The sequence below is a fragment of the Prosthecobacter sp. genome (genome assembly GCF_044226605.1).
GTDB lineage: Bacteria > Verrucomicrobiota > Verrucomicrobiia > Verrucomicrobiales > Verrucomicrobiaceae > Prosthecobacter.
Window position 1 is genome coordinate 66,463 of sequence record NZ_JBGAGS010000007.1, and the last position, 19,135, is coordinate 85,597.

The 19,135-nt window shown below is 61.4% G+C and carries 33 protein-coding genes; 13 read left to right on the top strand and 20 right to left on the bottom strand.

Annotated elements, in window-relative coordinates; translation table 11 throughout:
- Positions 1-2: 2 nt before the first annotated feature.
- From ACILSO_RS10905 to ACILSO_RS10985, 17 genes are all read right to left on the bottom strand, one after another.
- A complete protein-coding gene (locus ACILSO_RS10905) occupies positions 3-251 on the bottom strand; it encodes a hypothetical protein (RefSeq protein ID WP_395737431.1) in 249 nt (82 codons plus the stop codon).
- A gap of 197 nt (positions 252-448) precedes the next feature.
- On the bottom strand, positions 449-841 hold the full coding sequence (locus ACILSO_RS10910; RefSeq protein ID WP_395737432.1) for a hypothetical protein: 393 nt from the start codon (positions 839-841) through the stop codon (positions 449-451).
- Between the two features lie 38 nt (positions 842-879).
- Positions 880-1,233: a hypothetical protein gene (locus tag ACILSO_RS10915; RefSeq protein WP_395737433.1), complete on the bottom strand. Its 354-nt coding sequence runs from the start codon at positions 1,231-1,233 to the stop codon at positions 880-882.
- 8 nt (positions 1,234-1,241) lie between these two features.
- The gene (locus tag ACILSO_RS10920; protein WP_395737434.1) at positions 1,242-1,955 is read right to left on the bottom strand and encodes a hypothetical protein; all 714 of its coding nucleotides are present in this window, start codon (positions 1,953-1,955) and stop codon (positions 1,242-1,244) included.
- Positions 1,956-1,963: 8 nt separating this feature from the next.
- Positions 1,964-2,179, bottom strand: coding sequence for a hypothetical protein (locus tag ACILSO_RS10925; protein WP_395737435.1), 216 nt, complete (start codon positions 2,177-2,179; stop codon positions 1,964-1,966).
- Entirely contained in the window at positions 2,176-2,400 is a 225-nt protein-coding gene (locus ACILSO_RS10930; protein WP_395737436.1) for a hypothetical protein, read from the bottom strand. Before ACILSO_RS10930 ends, ACILSO_RS10925 begins: the two co-directional genes overlap by 4 nt.
- Before the next feature lie 2 nt (positions 2,401-2,402).
- Positions 2,403-3,413: an AAA family ATPase gene (locus tag ACILSO_RS10935; protein ID WP_395737437.1), complete on the bottom strand. Its 1,011-nt coding sequence runs from the start codon at positions 3,411-3,413 to the stop codon at positions 2,403-2,405.
- 101 nt (positions 3,414-3,514) lie between these two features.
- The gene (locus ACILSO_RS10940) at positions 3,515-4,045 is read right to left on the bottom strand and encodes a hypothetical protein (protein ID WP_395737438.1); all 531 of its coding nucleotides are present in this window, start codon (positions 4,043-4,045) and stop codon (positions 3,515-3,517) included.
- Entirely contained in the window at positions 4,042-4,356 is a 315-nt protein-coding gene (locus ACILSO_RS10945) for a hypothetical protein (protein ID WP_395737439.1), read from the bottom strand. Before ACILSO_RS10945 ends, ACILSO_RS10940 begins: the two co-directional genes overlap by 4 nt.
- Complete coding sequence (locus tag ACILSO_RS10950; RefSeq protein ID WP_395737440.1) at positions 4,353-4,910, bottom strand: hypothetical protein; 558 nt, start codon at positions 4,908-4,910, stop codon at positions 4,353-4,355. Before ACILSO_RS10950 ends, ACILSO_RS10945 begins: the two co-directional genes overlap by 4 nt.
- 13 nt (positions 4,911-4,923) lie before the next feature.
- Positions 4,924-5,265 carry a hypothetical protein gene (locus ACILSO_RS10955; RefSeq protein WP_395737441.1) on the bottom strand — a complete coding sequence of 114 codons (342 nt, stop codon included), beginning with the start codon at positions 5,263-5,265 and terminating at the stop codon, positions 4,924-4,926.
- A gap of 31 nt (positions 5,266-5,296) precedes the next feature.
- Positions 5,297-5,626, bottom strand: a complete 330-nt coding sequence (locus ACILSO_RS10960) for a hypothetical protein (RefSeq protein WP_395737442.1) — start codon at positions 5,624-5,626, stop codon at positions 5,297-5,299.
- A gap of 31 nt (positions 5,627-5,657) precedes the next feature.
- A complete protein-coding gene (locus ACILSO_RS10965; protein WP_395737443.1) occupies positions 5,658-6,035 on the bottom strand; it encodes a hypothetical protein in 378 nt (125 codons plus the stop codon).
- 4 nt (positions 6,036-6,039) lie between these two features.
- Positions 6,040-7,965: a hypothetical protein gene (locus ACILSO_RS10970; RefSeq protein ID WP_395737444.1), complete on the bottom strand. Its 1,926-nt coding sequence runs from the start codon at positions 7,963-7,965 to the stop codon at positions 6,040-6,042.
- A 38-nt stretch (positions 7,966-8,003) separates the two neighbouring features.
- Positions 8,004-9,119, bottom strand: a complete 1,116-nt coding sequence (locus tag ACILSO_RS10975; protein ID WP_395737445.1) for a hypothetical protein — start codon at positions 9,117-9,119, stop codon at positions 8,004-8,006.
- 61 nt (positions 9,120-9,180) lie between these two features.
- Positions 9,181-9,504, bottom strand: coding sequence for a hypothetical protein (locus ACILSO_RS10980; RefSeq protein ID WP_395737446.1), 324 nt, complete (start codon positions 9,502-9,504; stop codon positions 9,181-9,183).
- A gap of 24 nt (positions 9,505-9,528) precedes the next feature.
- Positions 9,529-9,843, bottom strand: coding sequence for a hypothetical protein (locus ACILSO_RS10985; RefSeq protein ID WP_395737447.1), 315 nt, complete (start codon positions 9,841-9,843; stop codon positions 9,529-9,531).
- Positions 9,844-9,907: 64 nt separating this feature from the next.
- Between ACILSO_RS10985 and ACILSO_RS10990 the strand changes: the two genes are divergently transcribed.
- A complete protein-coding gene (locus tag ACILSO_RS10990; RefSeq protein ID WP_395737448.1) occupies positions 9,908-10,339 on the top strand; it encodes a hypothetical protein in 432 nt (143 codons plus the stop codon).
- Between the two features lie 30 nt (positions 10,340-10,369).
- Here the strand turns inward: ACILSO_RS10990 and ACILSO_RS10995 are convergent, their stop codons facing one another.
- From ACILSO_RS10995 to ACILSO_RS11005, 3 genes are read right to left on the bottom strand one after another with little or no spacing between them, the layout of a single operon-like run.
- On the bottom strand, positions 10,370-10,717 hold the full coding sequence (locus ACILSO_RS10995) for a hypothetical protein (protein WP_395737449.1): 348 nt from the start codon (positions 10,715-10,717) through the stop codon (positions 10,370-10,372).
- Between the two features lie 28 nt (positions 10,718-10,745).
- The gene (locus ACILSO_RS11000; protein WP_395737450.1) at positions 10,746-10,985 is read right to left on the bottom strand and encodes a hypothetical protein; all 240 of its coding nucleotides are present in this window, start codon (positions 10,983-10,985) and stop codon (positions 10,746-10,748) included.
- A complete protein-coding gene (locus ACILSO_RS11005; protein ID WP_395737451.1) occupies positions 10,982-11,230 on the bottom strand; it encodes a hypothetical protein in 249 nt (82 codons plus the stop codon). Before ACILSO_RS11005 ends, ACILSO_RS11000 begins: the two co-directional genes overlap by 4 nt.
- A 257-nt stretch (positions 11,231-11,487) precedes the next feature.
- Here ACILSO_RS11005 and ACILSO_RS11010 point away from each other — a divergent pair, with 257 nt between their 5' ends.
- The 12 genes from ACILSO_RS11010 to ACILSO_RS11065 all read left to right on the top strand — a co-directional run bounded on the left by ACILSO_RS11010 (position 11,488) and on the right by ACILSO_RS11065 (position 19,103).
- Positions 11,488-12,381: a helix-turn-helix domain-containing protein gene (locus tag ACILSO_RS11010; protein ID WP_395737452.1), complete on the top strand. Its 894-nt coding sequence runs from the start codon at positions 11,488-11,490 to the stop codon at positions 12,379-12,381.
- A 10-nt stretch (positions 12,382-12,391) separates the two neighbouring features.
- On the top strand, positions 12,392-13,099 hold the full coding sequence (locus tag ACILSO_RS11015; protein WP_395737453.1) for a hypothetical protein: 708 nt from the start codon (positions 12,392-12,394) through the stop codon (positions 13,097-13,099).
- A gap of 102 nt (positions 13,100-13,201) precedes the next feature.
- Positions 13,202-13,549 carry a hypothetical protein gene (locus tag ACILSO_RS11020; RefSeq protein ID WP_395737454.1) on the top strand — a complete coding sequence of 116 codons (348 nt, stop codon included), beginning with the start codon at positions 13,202-13,204 and terminating at the stop codon, positions 13,547-13,549.
- Between the two features lie 114 nt (positions 13,550-13,663).
- A complete protein-coding gene (locus tag ACILSO_RS11025; RefSeq protein WP_395737455.1) occupies positions 13,664-13,999 on the top strand; it encodes a hypothetical protein in 336 nt (111 codons plus the stop codon).
- A 49-nt stretch (positions 14,000-14,048) separates the two neighbouring features.
- Entirely contained in the window at positions 14,049-14,270 is a 222-nt protein-coding gene (locus tag ACILSO_RS11030) for a hypothetical protein (protein WP_395737456.1), read from the top strand.
- Positions 14,271-14,273: 3 nt separating this feature from the next.
- Entirely contained in the window at positions 14,274-14,492 is a 219-nt protein-coding gene (locus tag ACILSO_RS11035; protein ID WP_395737457.1) for a hypothetical protein, read from the top strand.
- Between the two features lie 100 nt (positions 14,493-14,592).
- Complete coding sequence (locus ACILSO_RS11040; protein WP_395737458.1) at positions 14,593-15,150, top strand: hypothetical protein; 558 nt, start codon at positions 14,593-14,595, stop codon at positions 15,148-15,150.
- A complete protein-coding gene (locus tag ACILSO_RS11045; protein ID WP_395737459.1) occupies positions 15,147-15,578 on the top strand; it encodes a hypothetical protein in 432 nt (143 codons plus the stop codon). The genes ACILSO_RS11040 and ACILSO_RS11045 overlap by 4 nt, the downstream gene beginning before the upstream one ends.
- Before the next feature lie 60 nt (positions 15,579-15,638).
- Positions 15,639-17,483 carry a hypothetical protein gene (locus ACILSO_RS11050; protein WP_395737460.1) on the top strand — a complete coding sequence of 615 codons (1,845 nt, stop codon included), beginning with the start codon at positions 15,639-15,641 and terminating at the stop codon, positions 17,481-17,483.
- Between the two features lie 63 nt (positions 17,484-17,546).
- Entirely contained in the window at positions 17,547-18,236 is a 690-nt protein-coding gene (locus ACILSO_RS11055; protein ID WP_395737461.1) for a hypothetical protein, read from the top strand.
- Positions 18,237-18,297: 61 nt separating this feature from the next.
- Entirely contained in the window at positions 18,298-18,741 is a 444-nt protein-coding gene (locus ACILSO_RS11060; protein ID WP_395737462.1) for a hypothetical protein, read from the top strand.
- Positions 18,742-18,827: 86 nt separating this feature from the next.
- Positions 18,828-19,103 carry a hypothetical protein gene (locus tag ACILSO_RS11065; protein ID WP_395737463.1) on the top strand — a complete coding sequence of 92 codons (276 nt, stop codon included), beginning with the start codon at positions 18,828-18,830 and terminating at the stop codon, positions 19,101-19,103.
- Positions 19,104-19,135: the final 32 nt, after the last annotated feature.

Below are 19,135 nucleotides of genomic sequence, written 5' to 3' on the forward strand. Positions count from 1 at the left end.
GGTTAGCCTTTCGCGCCCTTCTGTTTGTCAACAAATGCGCAGGCGCCCTGCATCTCCTGCGTGAAGGCTTTTGAAAATTGCTTTGTTATCTCGGCAATCGTGGAGCCCTTTCGGCGAGTCTGAGCCAGAAACAAACACAGGCTCCGCATGAGCACGGTCAGAATGATATGGCTGTTGTTGGTTTTGGTGAACAGCCAATCCACCTGTTCAAGCGCGATTTGCTCACATTGGTCGTATTCGGCTTTAGTCATCTCCTTGACCCTCCTGGCAGTCACTGCAGATGTTTTGGCCTTCGTCACTACAGGCCTCGCCGCATGAGTCGCACATTGCACCAACACCATTGCAGAAAAAGCAGGTGATGACCTGTCCCGTAATTTGGTTTTTGGATTGTCCGGTTCCTTGGCAGTTTTCGCACGTCATAAATGTGTTGGGGTTGAGGGTGGAAAATTCACATCCCCTCCGCGTAGCGTTTGCGGCGCTCGGTAGTCCAGAAGTCGGGATCTTCGGCGCATTCTTCGATGTGGCGCAGGAGGTCGGAGATGTTGATGATGGTGGAATGCGGCGCGGGCGCGGAGCCGATGACAAAGCCCCCTTTGATGAGCTTAAACATCACTTCAGCACTCACACCCAGCGGCAGCTTTTCGGCCTCGCTCACACGCAGCCAGGCCTCCTTCACGCGCACCACGGGCGTGAAGGAGCCGTCCCGGTTGTCTGCCCAGTCAAAGATGCCCAGGGCGGGGATTTTCCGCACATCAGCCGGCAAAGTCTTGCCCACGACATTGGGCGCGACTTTGAGGCCAAAGACGGGACGGGGAAAGGTGGTTTCGGTTGGTGAGGGCATCGGTGAAAGGATGAAGGATGAAGGTTGAAGGATGAAGCTCAGCTCAAGAGCTCGGACCTTGATGGGATGCCAAGCGCCCGGTTCTTTGCGGCAAACAGGCGGCGTCTCATCTTGAGCCCCATTCGTGGTGACGGGTTAATATCCTCCGCGTTGATCTCGCGTGGCGTGTCGCGGTCCTTGGTTGTGCGGCACTGGCCTTGTGCGTTGAGCGTATAGAATGAATCTCCGCCGCACTTGGGGCACACGGCGGTTTTAACGGGGCTACCCAAGTGGCGGGGAATCCATTCTCGCTCGCTCTCGACCATCACATGGCCGCAACGCTGTTTGCAGCATTGCAGGAGTTCGATCTTGGTCCCGGTGGGTGGTAGTGCGGCGGTGTCGGTCGTGTTCATGGAGTGGATCAAAAGGGCATGTTGTCGCGTGGCACCGTGCCAGACGTGGGGCGCGGCTTGAGGATGTAGGTGCGGGATCTGGGCGCGCCGGGCAGCGGTGGGGAGCCATTGGCGGGCTGCTGGGCTGGCAGTGGCGGTGTCTCTGCGGCACGCTCGCGGGTCTGTGCCGGCGCTCCTTTGCCACGGGCCCTTTTGTTGCGGTTGTCTGGATCTCCCTTGCCCAGCTTGGCACGGCAGCGGTTGAGCACGGTGTCATGGAGCTGCTTGAGCTCGTGCTCGCGAAGCAGGCGCATGTCCGTGATGCCACGAAACTTCCCCTTCATGATGGCGATGGCGTAGCCGGGCTTGTAGCCAGCCAGGGCGAGCCATTCGTTCATCTGGCGCACGTACTCACAGCCAGGCGCGCGGTGGCAGGCGGCATTCTCCACGGTGCGCACGGTGGAGTTGATGGCCCGCTCTTTGTAGTCCGGCCCGGCCAGTGCTTCGAAGTGCTGCATGACTGGGCGGTATTCATCCTGCACCATGTCTTTGAAGCTGCACACCCGCTGTGTGGCCGCCGCCACCTGCTGATGGCGCCAGAACTCATCCTGGGCGCTTTTGCTGGCCGTGCGCATGTCCGGCGGCAGCGTCTCCGCAGAGAGCACGCCGATGCTGCGCTGATGCCGCGCGGCGGCGCTGGCGGCAATGCCGAGCTGGCGGAGTTGTTCGGGGGACATGCTCATGGTGCGGATTATTTGGAGTTCTCAGCTTCCCATTGCTCTTTCGTGAGCGGCAGACATTGCAGGGTGCGCATGGCGCCCCCCACTTGCGCAGCCCTAATCCGGGCCATGGAGAGATGTTTCACTTTCCAGCGCTTCCAGATGGTGCGGCGGGTGCCGAGTTCGATCTGGCACTTGTAGCCATAGACCTGCTCTGGCTGCGTGGTGATGGTGGTGGAGGTGTTCATGGCTTGGATCGCTTCACAGTTTTGGCGCGATGGTTGACGCCGGACTTCCCACCCGTGAGGGACTTCTCCCAGTCGCGGAGATCCGCAGCGACTCCGAACCGTTGCGCCCGAATAGCCGCCTCTTTGAGCGTGCGGATAACCATTACTTGCTCTCTTTTCGAGAGGATCTGCAGCGAGAGCATAAGGTAAGCCTTTGAGACGATAATGTTTTTGCGTTCCATAATCAGCGGCGCTTTTTCTCCTGCGCGATGGCGTTGGTGAAGGTTTCCAGTGTGGCGTCCTGGCCCTTGGCCACCTCGCGCTTGAAGCGTGTTGTGGCGCGGTCGATGAACTTCATGTTGCCAAAGCCCCTGGCTTCCTCCACGAGGCGCGCGGCAGCTTTCTTCATGTCTGCGGCGTTCAGCCAGGCGTTGACGCCACGCCGTTCAAGGAAGGCCATCACATCATCCATGCCCAGGGTGAGCACGATGCGCTCAGCGAGGCGATTGCCCACGAGCTGCTTCACCTCCGCCCAGGCGGCCTTGCTGCCGGCCACGCGCTCCCACAGCACAGGGATGGCGGTGGCGACGACGATCACGGGCGTGAGGTTGATAAGCGTCTTGATGGTGTTGAGGCCCTGGGGGCAAAGGTGGTGCGCTTCTTCAATGACCAGACAGCGGCGCTGGCCGCGCAGCTTGTTCATGACATCGTTCAGCAGTGCATCGCGGCGCGTGGTGAGGCCGTGCATGCCCAGGGCGGTGCCGATGGCGTGCAGCAGCGGGCCGGAGGTGCCCTTCGGGCCTTTCCAGGCATCGCTGGCTTCCACCACCACCATGAGACCGCCGTAGGGCTTGGACTGCATCACCTTGATGGCGGAGCTTTTGCCCATGCCGGTGTCCGCCAGGATCAAAATGAAGCGGGCATTGCCCTTTTCATTGCGGGTCTCAAGGTAGGAGCGGCAGAGCTCCACGGGTGCGCTGAGGTTTTCAATGAGGCCTTCATCCGCGCCCTGGTCATCGTGCTGGATCTGCTGCCACACATGCTCATAGGCGGCGGCCCATTTTTCGGTGTCCAGTTCGCCAAGATTGCCGTTGATGATCTTGCCGTACGTTTTGTCTGAGCCGAGCTCGGGATAGTCCCGCAGCAGCACGGCCTTGGAGGTGCCCAGGTCGGCGCGGTAGGTTTCAATGTTTTTGGCGAATGCGAGCAACTGGCTCGTGGGATCTGTCTGGAGGGCGGTGGGTGTTGGAGTCATGGGATGTCAGGATGCTGAATGGTTAGGAGTGGCTGTTCGGTTCTTCATGGTGCGCTCCGGTCTGTGTCAGGCAGGCCGGAGCGTTTTGATTTCAGGGGGTGTTATTTCTGCGGGGGGGGGGGGGAGCCGTTGATCTGCATGGCGTGGCGCGTCACGAGGGCGTCGATGTCTGCCAAGCAGCGCTCCACCGCGCCGGCGGGGAGGTTCTGGCGCTCACCGCCCCATTCAGCCGCGCGGGTGCGCAGCTCGTGGCGGAGATTGGAGAGGCGCACCAGGCTCTTGGCCGCTGGTGTCACTTCCGGGACTGCGCTTTCCCAGGTGGGGAGAGCATGGCCGGTCACGAGCTCGCCTTTCGCCCATGCCTCCAGCTCATTGCGCAGAGCCATGAGGGCGCCACTCTCAGTGTCCGCATTGCAGGCGAAGCGCCGGAAGGGCGGCAGCGTGGCGCAGTGCAGATCCGTCTCCGGCACAGGCCGCACCTTGGCCTTGGTCATTGCCACACCCAGCCAGGCCTCAACGCGATCCGCCAGGGCGCTGGTGATGGTGCCCGGCATCGCCACGCGGGCGAGGCAATGCGACCGGTCCGCATACTCCCGCTCATCTGCCAATTCAAAAATAGGCGGCACGCTCATGACGCACCTCCCGGCAAAAGGCTGAGCTGCGAGGTGGAGCCCTTCACGCGGGCATCAAATGCCACCCAAGCATTGCCCACATGGGAATCCCACGGGACGGGCTTGTCTGTGTTTGACTCAAAGAGCAGGACATCACTATCAGTCACGCCCAGGCCTTTGGCGGCGGCCCGCGTTGCGGCCTGGTGGGCGCTGCTCGTGGAGCTGGCAGACTGGCGGCCCGCTCCGGCCACCATCGTGCATGCCGTGTAGCCAGCCACGCTGCTGCTGTATTTCACGCGCACCATCAGGGACGTGGGCTTGGTGGCGTTCATGACTCCACCACCTTTCCATGAGTGTAGTCAAAGCTGGTCGTGCTCTTCTTGACGCCGTGCTTGTCTGTCTGGGTGCAGGCGGAGACGAACTTCGCGCCGATCTTGCTGCCCAGGCGCTCCGCCACGGCGGCGCGGAACTTCACGCCGTTGTCGTAGCGGTTCTCCCATTTGCTGGGCGCATCGAAGAAGAGCTTCAGCGTGGCCTCGGCGGTGGCTTCGTGTTCGTTGTTCTCGCCACAGAGGATGTTGATGAGCTCCTTGTGCTTCGGGCCATTGGCGGGGAAGGTTCCAATGATGAGGTCAGAGCTGAAGACGATAGGAAGAGAACGGCTCGCTCCGGTGAAGATCATGCGGCGACCTTCGCGCTTCTCATCCTTCAGCGGCTCATGCGCCTCGCTGTGAGCCAGGGCGTAAGCTTCCAGACGGGCCTCAATGCCTTTCTTTTCTTCCGCGAGCTTGGCAAGCTCCGCATTGATGGCGGTAACTCGGTCGGTGAGTGCGGGGATCTCCGCCTCGCTCGGCATCACCACTTTGGGTTTCTGCTTGGTGGACATGGTGGCGACAGGGTTAGGAGTTGAGGCGGCCTTCCAGGATGGAGATGCGGCGTGTGATGGCGGCGCACGCCTTTTGGGTGGCAGAGGTTCCCTTCTGATGGCTCGCCACACCATTCAGCATCAGGCGGCGCTCAGAACGGAGGTGGTGGGTGATGGTCTGCAGTCGGGCCTTGGCTTCTCTTGCCAAGGAGCGCTCCTCACGAGCAATCTCGCGGTCAATCGCAGCGATGCGGCGTGAATCTCGCGCAATATCATTTGCGATTGATTTGGAGAGTTTCTTCCGGCGAGCATAGAGCGCTTTAAGCTCGCTCTTCTGCTCTTTGGTCATGTCTGGTGGTGTGGCGCGGCTCTTCATGTGTGGCGGTGGTGGAGTTGGAGTTTGGAAATCAGGCAGCGAGACGCTGGGCCTTGGCCGAGCGCCAGGTGCTCACGCGGGCGCCTTCAGCGGCGTCGATGGACAAGCCCAGCATGAGCGCGCGATTGAAGGCAGCCTCGCTCAGCGCTTCCGGCGTGGGCAGGCGCGCCTCAAGGGCATGCAGGCGGATGTAAATCTGCTGCAGCTCGCGCCGCCGCACGGTGGCGCCGTGGGCTGCCGTCTCCTGTTGTGGATGTCCGCAGCTTTCCGCGATGCGGTCGATGAGCTCAATTGATAAGGCGTAACGGGCGGCCTCACGCTGAAGGCTGCCGATCTGTTGTTGAAGCTGTTGGAGTGTCATGGAGTGGTGTGGATGGGTGAAAGCTGGTATTTCAGAAGACATCTCCGGCGGCGGGGAGAGGCGCGGCGCTGACTTCGTTTCGCGGGGCCTCGCGGGGTGCCTGGCTTGCGTCGCAATCGTCCGATGGTGTCAGGACAGCGGAAACAGCCCCGGGCGCGTTAAAACGAGCTTCTGTGAGCCAGTCTGATTCGGCATCCAGGCGGCCGTTGGCGATGAGGTCGCGCTCGCATTTGAGCAGCAGTTCAACTTCACGCTGATAGCCATTGAGGCGGGCTTCATGCTCACTGCGAATCTTGGCAGTGATGGCACCGCCAGCGGCAACGACGAGCGGCATGGCCTCGGCGGCTAAATCCCGCAGCGCGGTGGCTTCAGCGAGCTTGGTCTGGATCTGTTGGAGTGTGGCAGGCATGGAGTCAGTCGAGTTGCGCCTCCAACTCCGCGAGGCGGGCGGCGGAGTCCTGGAGTGGAGAGGAGCCCTGAGCGTGGCGGTTGGTCCCGTGTCCCGAGACACGAGCGGCGGCGGCGATGGGGGACGCCCCCCGGTCATCGTGGCCGCGCTCCGCACTGGCCAGCGCACTGCGGGAGTCTCCGCCACGCTCAGGGAAAGTGTTGTTGTCGAGATCTGCGACGGGCGGCGCGCCACTGTCCAGATTGAGGAGAGGATCTGGCGCGCCTTTGCGCACGGCACGCACGCTGCCATTGGCAATCACCGTAGAAACGCGCACGCCTTTCTGCGTGGCCTTCACGATGCGGGTCTCGCTTCGGATGGCGGCCAGCGTTTTCTTGCGGTCGGCAAAATCACGCGGTGCATCGCTAAACTGTGGCGCACGTTCAGCCATTGGCAGCACACCCAGCGGCATGCCCAGAGGGAAGCGGCAGGGATTCTGCGGATGGTCAGGATGCAGCGCGTTGAAGATGTGGCAGCCCAGGTCTGGGCGGTGCGGATGGAAGGCCGCAAAGAGGCGCCAGCCGTGTGGCAGGTAGGCATGCCAGTCCCACTGCGGCGCGAAGCCCTCAGCGGTGAAGAGGAAAGGAAGCTCGTGGTCTTTCACCTTCATCTGCAGGTGATAATTGCGGATGGTGGTGGCCACCTTCACGGGGAGGAAGCGCCAGCGCTCAGAGGCAGGCAGTTCACGGCGCACGGCAGTGGCGTAGAGCTCCGCCGGCACCACCTTTTTGGATCCAAAGAGATTCTTGCGGCGCTTCGCTTCGTTGTTGAAGCGCTGCATCACATCAGCGGAGATGTCCGCACGTCCGGCGGCATCTGGGAAACGGGCGATGGAGTCGGCCTGGTTCGCATAAGCGCGGGTCAGGTGGCGCGCGGCGCCTTCGTGCTCGCCACGACTGCGGCCAATGTCCAGCGTCTCATGAGCGGCGATGTCCTGGCGATGGTTGAAGCTGCCTTCAATCGTGCCCTTGTGGCGGGACTTGAAGCACTGAATCACACCGATGGGGCCGCCGGCGCTGGTGTCGATGCCGCCAAAGCGGTAGGTGAAGCAGGCTTCTGTCTCGCGCCATGCTTTGGGCATGGGGATGCCCCACCAGAAATTGTTATCCCATGGTCCGCGCTCAATGCGGCAGCGCAGCGGCATGCCATGCGCGTCGATGAGCTCCAGCAGGAAGTCGGCCTGGTCTTCCACGCGGTAGCCGTCGCTGTTGCGGCTGATGGCCTTCATGCCGAGATAGAAGGATGAGTACACGTCGATGGCCTTGAGCGTCTGCCGGTTCACGCGGGCCTTGCCCTCTGCATCCATCTCCACCCAGGGCGTATTTTCTGACTCATCATCAAACTCCCAGACCGCATTGGCAAAGAGCGGGTGCTGCTGCCCATCTGCCTCATAGAAGAGACCACGCGGACGGGCGGGCTCCACGGCGGCCAGATGCTTGGGCCCCAGGAAGGCCAGGCGCTCCTCTTCCGTGAGGATGCAGGCGCGCACAAACCACTTTGGCCAGGCTTCGTCCACACGCTCCTGGGCGGCGCGGTCAAAGATGGCGGCCAGACGCTCAAAGGTCTCATTCGTGCAGGCCGTGTGGCTCATGAGCTCTTCAGCAGCCAGCCGGCGGCTACGCTTCTTGAGCATGGCATTCTTGAGTGCGTGCAGCTCATCCGGCGTGAGGGCGTGCTCATCGCGCGGGCCGGTGATGTAGCGCTTGGCCACGGCGGCGGTGGCATCATCCGGCGTGTTCATCTTTTGCAGGATGCGGCACATCGTGGCCGGGCTCACGCCATAGCGTGCAGCCAAGGCCTTCAAGCTCCACCGCTGGACGGTGTGGAGCGTGTGGGCTTCAGAGGCTTGCATGGCTGTGAGGTCGGTTGGCATTTCGATGAGCGTGAGCATGCGCGATGGACGCGGCAGAATGAGTCGGTTGAAATGGGTCAGGAGGCAGATGCGGCGGCTTCCTTGCCGGCGATGTTGGATTTCATCAGGGCCACGCTCATGGCGCGGCGCACGTCCTCTGGCCACTCCACGACTTTGGCGGAGATTTCCTTGATGACTTCCATGCGGCCGGCGGGGTCGATGTTGGACCACTGCTTCCACATCGTGGAGCTGAAGGAACCCACCTTGGCCTTGAGCGTGAGGTAGAGCGCGGGATTCTCGGGATTGAGGTCATTGCGCTTCTCCCCGGCAGTGGCGAAGTAAGAGCCCATGGCTTTGAGCGCGCTGCCCAGGCTGTAACTGCGGCGGTCGTCTTCCTCGCCGTCCGGGTCGGTGATGCCGTTGAAAATCTTGTCCTCTTCGATCTCGCGCCAGTGCTTGGGAATGGTGTGGATGCTCGCGGCATCATTCGGCAGTCCGGCGGCGGCCAGGGCCTGGGCGCGGAAGGCAGACCAGGGCATCTCAATGGTGGGGTGCGTGTCCTGAAAGGTCTGCCAGGCCTCCGCATCTTCAGGATTCAGGCTGAGCCAATCCGCAATCAGCTTGTCAGCCTTGACCATGTAGCTGGTTTCCAGCTTCACGGCCTGCTCAAGGATGTCGCGGGAGAGGCCCGATTTGGCCGCGAGGGATTCAAGAGTTCCCTGCTTTGCCGATTCAATCGGCAAAGCAGACTTGTGCTTGGCAAAACCGCCCATGGAAGCGCGGCTTTCGCGCCCCTCTTTCGCCGCCTTCGCGGCCATGTGGCGGAGGGCGTAGGCGCGGGCGCTCTTGCTGTAGTGGCGGCGCTGAAGGAGCTTCTCGCAAACCAGCGCCTCGGGGTCGTGGCTTTCCACAATCTCACAGGGCAGCGTCTTGATTTCGTCAATGCGCAGGGCGGCCAGCAGGCGGTGGCGACCGTCTTCAACCTCCTTGTCTGCGTTGATTTGGAGCGGGTCATGGACGAGCTTTTCAGGGAGCACGCCACGGCTCAGCTTCTCGCGCCATTCGGCTTCAAGGAGATCCACCAGGGCGCGGTCTTCAGGCGTCTGCGCCACGGCGGCGTGGATGGAGAGTTCGAACTTGGGCACCCAGGTGATGGTGCGCGGAGCGGGAGGATTGAGGGATGGTTTGGACATGGAAGGGGAGGGAGAGTTGGCGGTCGTTTGCGATGGTTGGCGGTGGTTTGCCGTAGCTGAGTCAGAGCTGGGCTTTGGCGCGCTCCTCCTCTGTCATGCGTCTGGCACTGGCGAAGAAGTCTTGCTGTGCAGTGATGGCGCTAGGATGCGAGGCGGCACGCACGGCGGGGTTTTCTGCCGGGGCCTCTTCCTGTTTAGGAAGGCTGGTGGTGGCGTCTGCTTCCGAGTCTTCGCGCTCGGCGTAGAACTCGTTTTCTCTGCCTTCGTCCAGCCAGTTCATGACGAGCTCACAGCCCCAGACGAGAGCGAAGAGGAAGGCGATGCAGAAGCCCAGCACGAGGGCGACCTCCGAAAAATCAGGGGGTGAGTAGGTGGCGTATTTCATGGCGATGCGAGGGGTGGAGGGAGATCAGCCCGCGCAGGCGGTGCGGTGGATGGCGGTGGTGAGCTGCTGATTGCGCAGGACGAGCGCGGCGATTTTCTCGGCGTCCCGGCTGTGCTGCGCCTGGGCGGCGCGGGCCTGCTCTTCCAGTGCTGTGATTTTGGTCTGCAGGGCGATGAGCTGGGCCTTGAGCCCCACACCTTCCCCAGCGAGCCAGAGCGTGTGCAACGGCGTGAAGACCAAGGGGCGCGGCGGCCCGAGCACGGGCCGCGCCGGCCGGGGAAATACAGCCGGGACAAACGAGGCGGCGGCGATGGCAGCAGAGGAAAGAGAGGCGTTCATGGAGGGAGTGGGGAGAAGTGGTTTCTTGGGTTGCGGTGGAGGGAGGGCGGGATTGAATGGGGAGATGGGAAATCCTTTGGCGGCACTGGCAGTCACAGCAGAGCGGGCGGCGGCGGAGCTGGCCGGCGAGCTGACGCCTGCCGAGGTTTTGACGGTGCAGGCCTGGATACTGGAGTCCGAGGAGGCGGCGGGAGACTGGCTGTTTGAGCACCGTGCGGAGATTGACTGGGTGGCTTCCTCCACCCCTGCAAAGAGGCGATCTCGCGCCTCACTGAGGCACGAGCCCAAGCGAGCGAGGCTTCTCTACTGGGCGGCGGTAAGGCTGGAGCGCGGCGCACGCTGCGCACGGGTGTTAGCGTCGGTCCCATTGCCGGAGACAGCCTCCTTTGACCGTAGCCTGGCCGGTACCGTGCTAAGCCTGGAGGACGCCGCGTACAGCATGCAGGAAGCGCTTGAAAGGCCCTGCTGGAATGAGTTTGGCGAATGGTGGGCATGAGATGAGAGCGGGTAAGCGTGCGATGCAGGATCAGCAGACCGGCAGGCGGTGCAGCAGAGGGGCGATGGCGGCGTGTGCGTCCGAGTTCCATTGGCGGGCGGTCTTCAAGGTCCGCTCAGCGTGCTCCAGGTTCTTTTGCGCGGCGGCGAGCTCCACCCGCGCCCGCTCCACATCCCCGCCGGTATTCACCAGGGCGATGTTGCTGTTGTGGGCATCATCCATGAGCTCGCGCAGTTTTTGGCGCTCGTCTTCTGAGAGCGGAGCCTTGGCTTCAGGTGGGGTGTCTTTGGCCCGCTTCATCATGAGCGGGAGCTTGATGCCAGCGGCGCTGGCTTTGGACTTTTTGAGCGTGAGCGGGAGTGTGGTCTTCGTGGGCATGGTGGTGGGTGGGTGTGGGGTGGGAAAATCAGGCCATGGCTTGAGCCATGTAATTGCGGCACTCGCGGCCCCAGGAGCGGGCGTGCTCCACTTCGCGGTGGGCTTCGTCATGCCTTTTGGCCGCCGCGTGGGAGCGGGCCAGCATGAGGCAGTCCTGTACATTGCCGTGGCAGCGCGCGAACATCATGAGGAAAAAAGTCTTCAAGTCAGTGTTCAGCTTGCCGGGGCCTTTGGAGTGTTGGGATGGTTTGAGGCGTGGGGTGCTCATGGGCGTGGAGTGACCGGGGTGGACTGCCGAAGAAGAGTGGCAAAAGTGAGTTGAAGAGTTTCCGCCTCGCGAAGAGCTGCCGCTGTGCGGCGGGCCTCTTCGCTGATGGAGCGATCAAGCCTTTCAGATGCGATCTGGATGCCCTCGTAGATGTCAGCCCGTTGAGCGGGTGGCAGTGCTGGCGCATGCTCAGCAGCGAGGTGAATGAGCGGCATAAGTGCCGCGAGTTTTTGCGGCCTGTTCATGCTGAGATTTCCAAATAGCTACGGATGCGTGCCTTAACGGTGGGCAGCATGCTGGGGTGATTGATAGCGATGCTCACCGTGTTACGTGCGAACCCAAGCAAGCCAGCAAGGGCGGTTACTGTCAGGCCCCGCCGCAAAAGCGCGGTTTTCGCAGCCAGGGCAAAATCACCTTGTGTAAAGTTAGCGGTTGTGTTAGCGGTTGTCATGCTCACTTGCTAACAGAGTTAGCAATTAAGTGAGCATGACGCAAACAAAAAGTGAGCACTGACAAAAATATTTCTCAACGGGTGAGCATGCTGAGGGCCGCCATGGACCTGTCTCAGGAAGATTTTGCCAAACAGTTGGGCGTTAGCCGTAACTATGTGAGCATGATGGAGAATGGGCGGGAGCCCAGCAGGGCATTGCTCACAATGATTGAACTCCTTGAAAAGGAGCATTTGCAGCCCGCTCCCAAGACTCCGCAATCCGCAAAATCCAAGACTCCCTACACAGGAGCGAGAAGCCTGTTGAAGATCGCGAGGGAGAAAAAAGGCCTCACGCAGGCCCAGCTCGCCAAAGCCGTGGGCTACTCTATTGGTGTTTATCAGGACATTGAGGATGGACGTTCCTCAATGTCTCGGAAAATGGCAGAGCGCGTGGCTAAAGCACTGGACTGCGATTTGGCGGACCTGCTCGATGGCAGTGACCATCCGCCCGGTAACGGCACCCACTACGGCACTTTTGGTGAGACTCCTCCTGTCGAAGTGCCACCCGGCATGAAGGTAAAGTACGTTCCCTTGTTGAGCATGGCGCAATGCGGCACAATGGGCGCATATGATGACACCGCGTACACTCATGACGGTTTCATCGCGTTCAATTCAGAAGATCCAAAAGCCTTTGCGTTGAAGCTCGCTGGCGAGTCTATGACGCCCGTTTTTTCACCAGGAGATGTGGCAATAATTTACCCCAGCAAGCCGCCCAAAAATGGGTGCGTGGTGATCGCCAAGCTCAATGAGGAGAATGGTGCCGACGTGATGTTAAAACTGTATCAAGCCAGCGGCTCAAGCATCACGCTCAGCAGTTATAATCCCGCGTTTCCTCCCATGAGTTTCCCAAAAACCGCGTTCTCTTGGATCTATCCCGTCAAGAGCGTCACCAAAGTGCTCGAATAATTCGCACCACATGAAAACGATCATCGCACTTGCCGCGTGCTTTGTCGCAATGCCTGGCTGGGCAGAAGACAAGGTTATCCCTGGACTCCCCGCCACCTATTTTGACGATGCGCTGAAGAAAGAGGGTTTTGTGATGAAGGAGACGGGCGGCTCAGCGCAGGTGGAGCGGACGTGGAAGCTGAGCGCGAATACCACTGATTTTAACGTGACTGTTTTCTCGCCGGCTAGCACGCCTGGCGCTGTGATCTCCATCAGCGCCACTGTGGTAAACACGGATGAAGACAGCTCACGCTCCACAGAAATTGCGGAGCCGTTCTTCGGCTGGCTGGCCACACTGGAGTACACGGGCTGCAACCCCACAGAAGCCAAGCTCTGGGTGAAGAGCAACGTGGGCAACCGAACCGAGCGTGTGCTCGGACCTGTGAAGTTTCAACTCTTTGGCTCCGAGACGCGGGCGCGAACGATGCGCATCAGCACAGAGCCATTGAACCCGGAGGAAATCACCGTGAAGTCTTACTCCGGCCCCGCCATCACACACCTGGACCCGAAGGCGCGCGGGAAGAATGCGAAGATCCCGGAGCTGGGCGCGCTCTACGCCGATGTGGAGAAGGACAATGGCAAGCCCGTGATCCGAGACCCAGACACCGGCTGGGCGACGTGGCCCACGTTCAAGGTTCACTTCATAGACGGCCGCGCGGCTGAGGTCGTGAAGAGGTAAAGAGCCTGAACCCTTCCAGTCCCTTTCCAGCCAGACCGTCCGAAACAAACGCAACACCAACCAAACCGACGAACTTTCCAGATGACTGAATTCTCCCAAAACATGACCGCTCTCGCCGCCGTGCTGATGGGCGCCGCTAGTTTGATTAAGGCCGTGATGACGTGCGTCAAGGCATTGAGAAAATTTGATACCCCCAACACCCAGCACAAGAGTGAAAGCTGGTGGCGGAAAGTGCGATGGGAGGGGGTCTTTCTCATTGGGCGCCTTTTATTCATGGTGTTCGCAATGTTTTGGGGCTTGTATGAACTAAGGCAGTATTCCTTTGTGAAGACCCCCTTAACTACGGGGGATGCGGCCAACCTGATCGTCTCCACGCTCGTCATCATCATGACCTATTACACGCCTGCGGCATTTGATCTGACCAAACCCACCCGAACTCCCGCGCCGTGAGTTCATGGCGTAGGTCTGGGCGCGGATGGGTAGGTGATGCTCTTCTCTCTCTGCCTCGCGCTGCTTAGTACCACCGACCTGCCAGACCCCAAATCTGCGGAGGCCACAGGGTGGATGGTCGGGATCATCACAGGCCTTCTGATCTCTGCGTACTACGCGCTTCAGGTTTGGAAGATGCTTTTCCCAAAGGAGCAGCCGCCGGCGCATGAGCTCTATGCGACCAAGGCGGAGATGCTAAAGCTGGAAGAGGAGCACGAGGAAGAAATGAAGCGTATTGAGCACCGCTTTGAGCAGTGGCTAGAGCAACAGAGTCAGCAGCACCAGGAGAGCATGCAGGAGCTGCGCGCGTGGCGCTCAGAGCTCAGCAAATGGCAGATGGGGATTGAGAACGTGGTGGGGAAGATCGACACCAAGGCCGACCTGGCTTTGAAGCAGCGAGGCAGTAAGTAACAGACGTGCTGGCAAGGGTGGAACACGGGCACGGCTTGCATGATGGGGGATGGCCAAGCAACCCAAATCCAACTCAGACGGCAGTGTCGTGGAGACGCTGCAGACCACCGGCATCGAGATCCAGCAAGGAGCCGAGAGCGGGACCGCCGCCAACACGGACACCGCGCCGGCGGAGCCAGTCGCACCGCCGCCACCACCTGCCAAACCCATCAAGCCTGGTGTGCGCACCATCACCCTGGCCCAGGCCCGCGCCCATCACGGCATCAAGTAAGCCATGCAACGGCGCGATGGCTGCAAAGGGAAGATCCGCCACCTCTCACGCGGCGGCGCATCCAAGGCCATCAAAGCGATGCAGAAGCCAGGCTTGGAGCCTTACCGCTGCAAGCAATGCCAGGGCTGGCATGTGGGCCATGCGAGCGTGGCAGAGGGCATCCAGGACCGGCTGGACCGTCTCATCGGCCCAGATCCCAAAACCCAAACATCCAGACCATGAAGAACTCTCACGTCATCGGCTGGGCCTGCATCATTGCCGGCCTCTACATCCTCCACCCAGGTCTTGGCTTCATCGCTTTTGGCCTTCTATGCCTTGCTACATGACTCCTGAACGCATCATCAATGCCATGTCTGCTTATCTCCGCCCGAAGGTGGAGGCGGCCGGCGGAGTGTTTGCCCTGAGCGAGACGGTGGCCAATACACTCTCCCTGCTCAGCGGCAGCCCTGGACGCTGGCGGTTGATCCTGCAATTTCAGCGTGAAGACGGGACGGCGAACCGGGGAGAGCGCAAGCTCACGCTGCTCATCATTGTGCAGCAGGGCGGGCAGAATCTCGGCGTGAAGCAGGGCGATGCCATCACGGTGGCAAGGCCCGCGTCTCTCAGCGCCACCACGGCGGACAATGACGGCCCGCTGACGGTGGACAGCGGCACAGCCAGCCTGAACAACGCGCCGCTGATGCAGCGCTGCTCACAGACATGCAAATGGGTGCGCTCCATCAAATTTCTGAATCGAGACATCCGCCAGGACTGGCCACAGATGCAGGAGGGCGCGGCCTACTGGCTCAATGATCCGAGTTTCCCCACGCGGCAGATCGCGCATGAGTTCAGCGTTCTCTACTCTCAGGATGCCATCACCACAGAGGAGGCGACAGCGTGAACACGTTTGACACGATCTTTGGCCCGGATGACGTGCTTGTCCTGGGCGATGCCCTGCCTGTGCTGGGCACGGCCATGCTGGGCGATGCCTTTGGCACGATCAAGCGCGCCACACTGGTGCGCACGGGCAAGCGCGAGCTCATCACCGATGAGGCGCAAAAGCTGCGCATCCTGCTCATCAACAATCCCGGCTTCGAGATGACGCTGGAATGTGTGTTTGATGCCGATGTGACCGCGCCTGGCGTGCTGGAATCCATCGCGCTGCCTTTGGTGGGCGTAACAGGACGTGTGATGGAAGGCGTGAGCGTGGTCTGGGAAGAGGGCGGAGAGCGCATGATCAGCATCCCTGTGGCGCAGTGGGACAGCATGACCTCTGCGGAGGCCTACCGCCTGGAAGACGACCTCACGACGATCCACACGATCTCCTAACGGCGGGCGCAACGCACGGGAGGCAGGCGGAGATGGAAGGCGGGAGATGGAAGATGGGGCATGAGCAAGCAGGTCATCAATCTCGGCACAACCCCCAGCGACGGCACCGGCGACAGCGTGCGCACGGCGTTCAGCAAAACGAAACAAAACTTTGATGAGCTCTATGAAGCCGTGGAAAACGCAGCGGGCGCGGATGAGCTGGAGGAGCACGTAGGCGACACCAACAACCCCCACAACGTGACCAAGAGCCAGGTGGGCCTGGGGAATGCGGACAACACCAGCGATGCGAACAAGCCCATCAGCAACGCGACACAGACGGCGCTCAATGCGAAGGCAGACAGCTCCTCCCTCAGCGCCGAGGCCGCCACGCGCGCCAGCGCCGACAGCACGAACGCGGCGGCCATCGCAGCGGAGACGGCCGCGCGCATCGCGGCAGATGCGCTGAAGGCGGATCTTGTGGGAGGTGTCATCCCCACTGCGCAGATCCCGGCCATCGCCATCTCCGCCTTTCTGGGCAGCGTGGGCAGTGAGGCGGCGATGCTGGCTCTCAGCGGCCAGAGCGGCGACTGGTGTAACCGCAGTGACACCAGCACGGCATGGGTCATCGTTGGCAGCAACCCCGCGCAGCTGAGCTCGTGGGCGCAGATCAACTACCCCGCCTCTCCGGTGCAGAGCGTCAACGGACAGAGCGGAACGATCGTACTCGGCAAAGCAGACGTGGGCCTGGGGAATGCGGACAACACCAGTGACGCGAACAAGCCCGTCAGCACCGCGACACAGACGGCGCTGAACCTGAAGCAGGACGCAAGCAGCCTGGGTGCTGACAGCGCCGCCGCGGTGCATGCCGCCACCTCCAAAAGCACGCCGGCGAACAGTGATGAGATAGGCCTGGTGGACAGTGCGGCCAGCTATGGCCTCAAGAAGCTGACATGGACCAACCTCAAGACGGCTCTAGGCACCGTCTTTGCGGCCCTGGCGCATGCGCCGCGTCATAAATCGGGCGGGCTGGATGCCATCAAGCTCGATGAACTGGCCGCGCCAACGGATGTGACGACGCTCAACGCCACCACGAGCGCGCACGGCCTCTGCCCCAAGTTTCCAGGTGGGACCACGGATTTCCTGCGTGCCGATGGAAACTTTGCCGCGCCGGCAGGCGGTGGTGGCGGCGGCGCGCTGGTGAGAGGGACCGGAACCCTGCAAGGCAACACCACGCCCCGAGGTGCCGATGGACCCGCGAGCGGCGCGATCTACCTGAACAGCGTCACAGGATCTGGGACGATCACGATCAACGCAAACGGGACAGACACCTTCATCGTCACCTTCAGTCCTAGCGACCCGGCAGACGGCTCCTATTGGGTGGATGACACCGGCTTTGACACCACCGCCTATGCCAACGCTCTGGATGCAGCGCTGCCGTCGTTTGGCTCATTCATCGCGAGCATCTCCCGCAGTGAGTACAACTTCACGTTTCTGGGCGTTGCCACGGGAGCTGCCTCCTACCTGGACGTGAGCAGCACGATGCCTGGAGCAGTCACAAGCGGAATGACGCTCGGCACAGACGGAGCGGAGGGAACGGGAGCCATCGTGGAGGCCATAGTCACCGACGCGGTGCCTGGCAAAAAAACGTACCCGGTGCGCATCTTCATCTTTGGAGATGGAGGCATGGCGGGCGTGAACATGGAAGTGGGCCTGAAAGTGGATGGCACATTCTTCCCGCTGGCGCCGGAGTTTGCGGCAAACATCACACACGCGGAGCTGCTGAGCGGGCTTGGCTTTGCCCCCATCGGCGCCAACGAAGCGCTGTGGATGAGCGGGATGATGAATGCTGCGCTGGTGGCACGGCTGACGACGCCCTCCGGTGATGGCGGGATGGTGAACATCTCCGCAATCTGTGAGCAGGCCTAGCAGGGGATGCGCAAGTGACGCGCCGCGCTCTGCCGCCAGGGCGGAAATGGGGAACGTGAAGGCATGTCCCAGAGCTTTTCCTCGACCTATTCCCCTGAAGACGTGCTTATCCTCGGCGATGCCGAAGCGGTGATCGGAACCGCGATGCTGGGGGACGACTTCGGCAAAATCAAGAGCTTCAGCGTGAAGCGCACCGGCGATGAAGAGGAGCTGAGCAATGGCGCCGGCAGTCTGCGCGGCCATGTGATCAAAAAGCCCGGCGTGGAGGCCACGATGGAAGTTTTCTTTGACGCGACGGTGACAGCACCGCGCCTCTACCAGATCATCATGCTGCCCATCATCGGCATTGCCGCGCGCGTCATGCCTGGTGTGGACATCAAATACGACGACGGCAAAGAGCGCGGCATGTCCATCCCCATCAAGATGTGGGACGCTCTCATTGGCAAGCCGGCCTTCCGTCTGGACACCGCCACGGGGAACCGCTTCCTGCTGGACATCGGCATTCCCGTGCCGACCGCCACGCCTGGCACTGGCACGATTGTGCTGGACTGGCCTGATGTGGAGGATGCCACCACGTATGAGATCCAGGTGAGCAGTGACGCCGGCGTGACCTGGGCGCACCTCACCACTCCGAGCGTGAGCAATTACACGCACACCGTCACCACCGGCCAGACGCGCCACTACCGCATCGCCGCGAAGAACGCAGACGGCCAGGGCGAGTGGAGCAGCACCGTGAACGCCACCGCCGCATAAACAACTTTCCCGACAGGGACAGACCAAGCACACCCACACAAACCAAGCCAAAAACGCAACTATGAAATCGCCATTCTCTCTCATCCTCGCCATGGGCCTTGCGGCCTGTTGTGCATTATCCTCTTCGTGCCAAGCCTTCACGAAGCAGAACGCAGCGGACATCGGCAGCCAGCTCGCCAAGTCCAGTCTTGACCTGGCAGCGAAAGAACTCGCCGGCGAGCCTGTGAACCTGAAAGCGGAGCTCGCGCAGATGGGCCTGCAGGTGGCCAGCAATGCCATCGCCAAGGTGACGTACAATCTCTCCGCGCCCGAAAGCGTTGCGCCCGCTACCGTGGTCAGCTCCGCCGCGAGCATCGCACAGACGCAGATCTCCGCCGCTGCCGTCGATGACCCTCAAATCCAAGCGAGGGCCTCCGAACATGCTGCCAGCGCCGCCGTGATTGCGCAGACCAGGCTGTCCACCTCGCCGCCTGCAGGCGCTGATGTGGCCACATCTGGCAAGTGAGGCCGCCAGCTTCTTCAAGCCAGCCCTGAAGGGAGTCTTTCAGGGCTGCATTGAGCAAGCAGCAACCCCACCCACCCGCACACTCCATGCAATCCCCTCAAATCACCCTCAAGCCAGGCGTCTCGACTTCGGAATTTTGGATCGTTGTTGTCAGCGGTCTGCTTCTCACCGCGCAGGCCGCTCTCAGCCTCGTGGACGTGGCCTGGGCTATGGGTGGTGTGACCATCCTCGGACTCGTTTACACGTCCATTCGCGGCAGGCTGAAGAGCATCCACGCCCAGACCGCTGCTGACCAGATCAAGGCGCAGATCAACAACGCGCCCCCCCCCAGCAACGTGATCCCTTTCAAGGCCGAGCCATGAGATCCGAAGCGGACTACATCGACACACGTCTC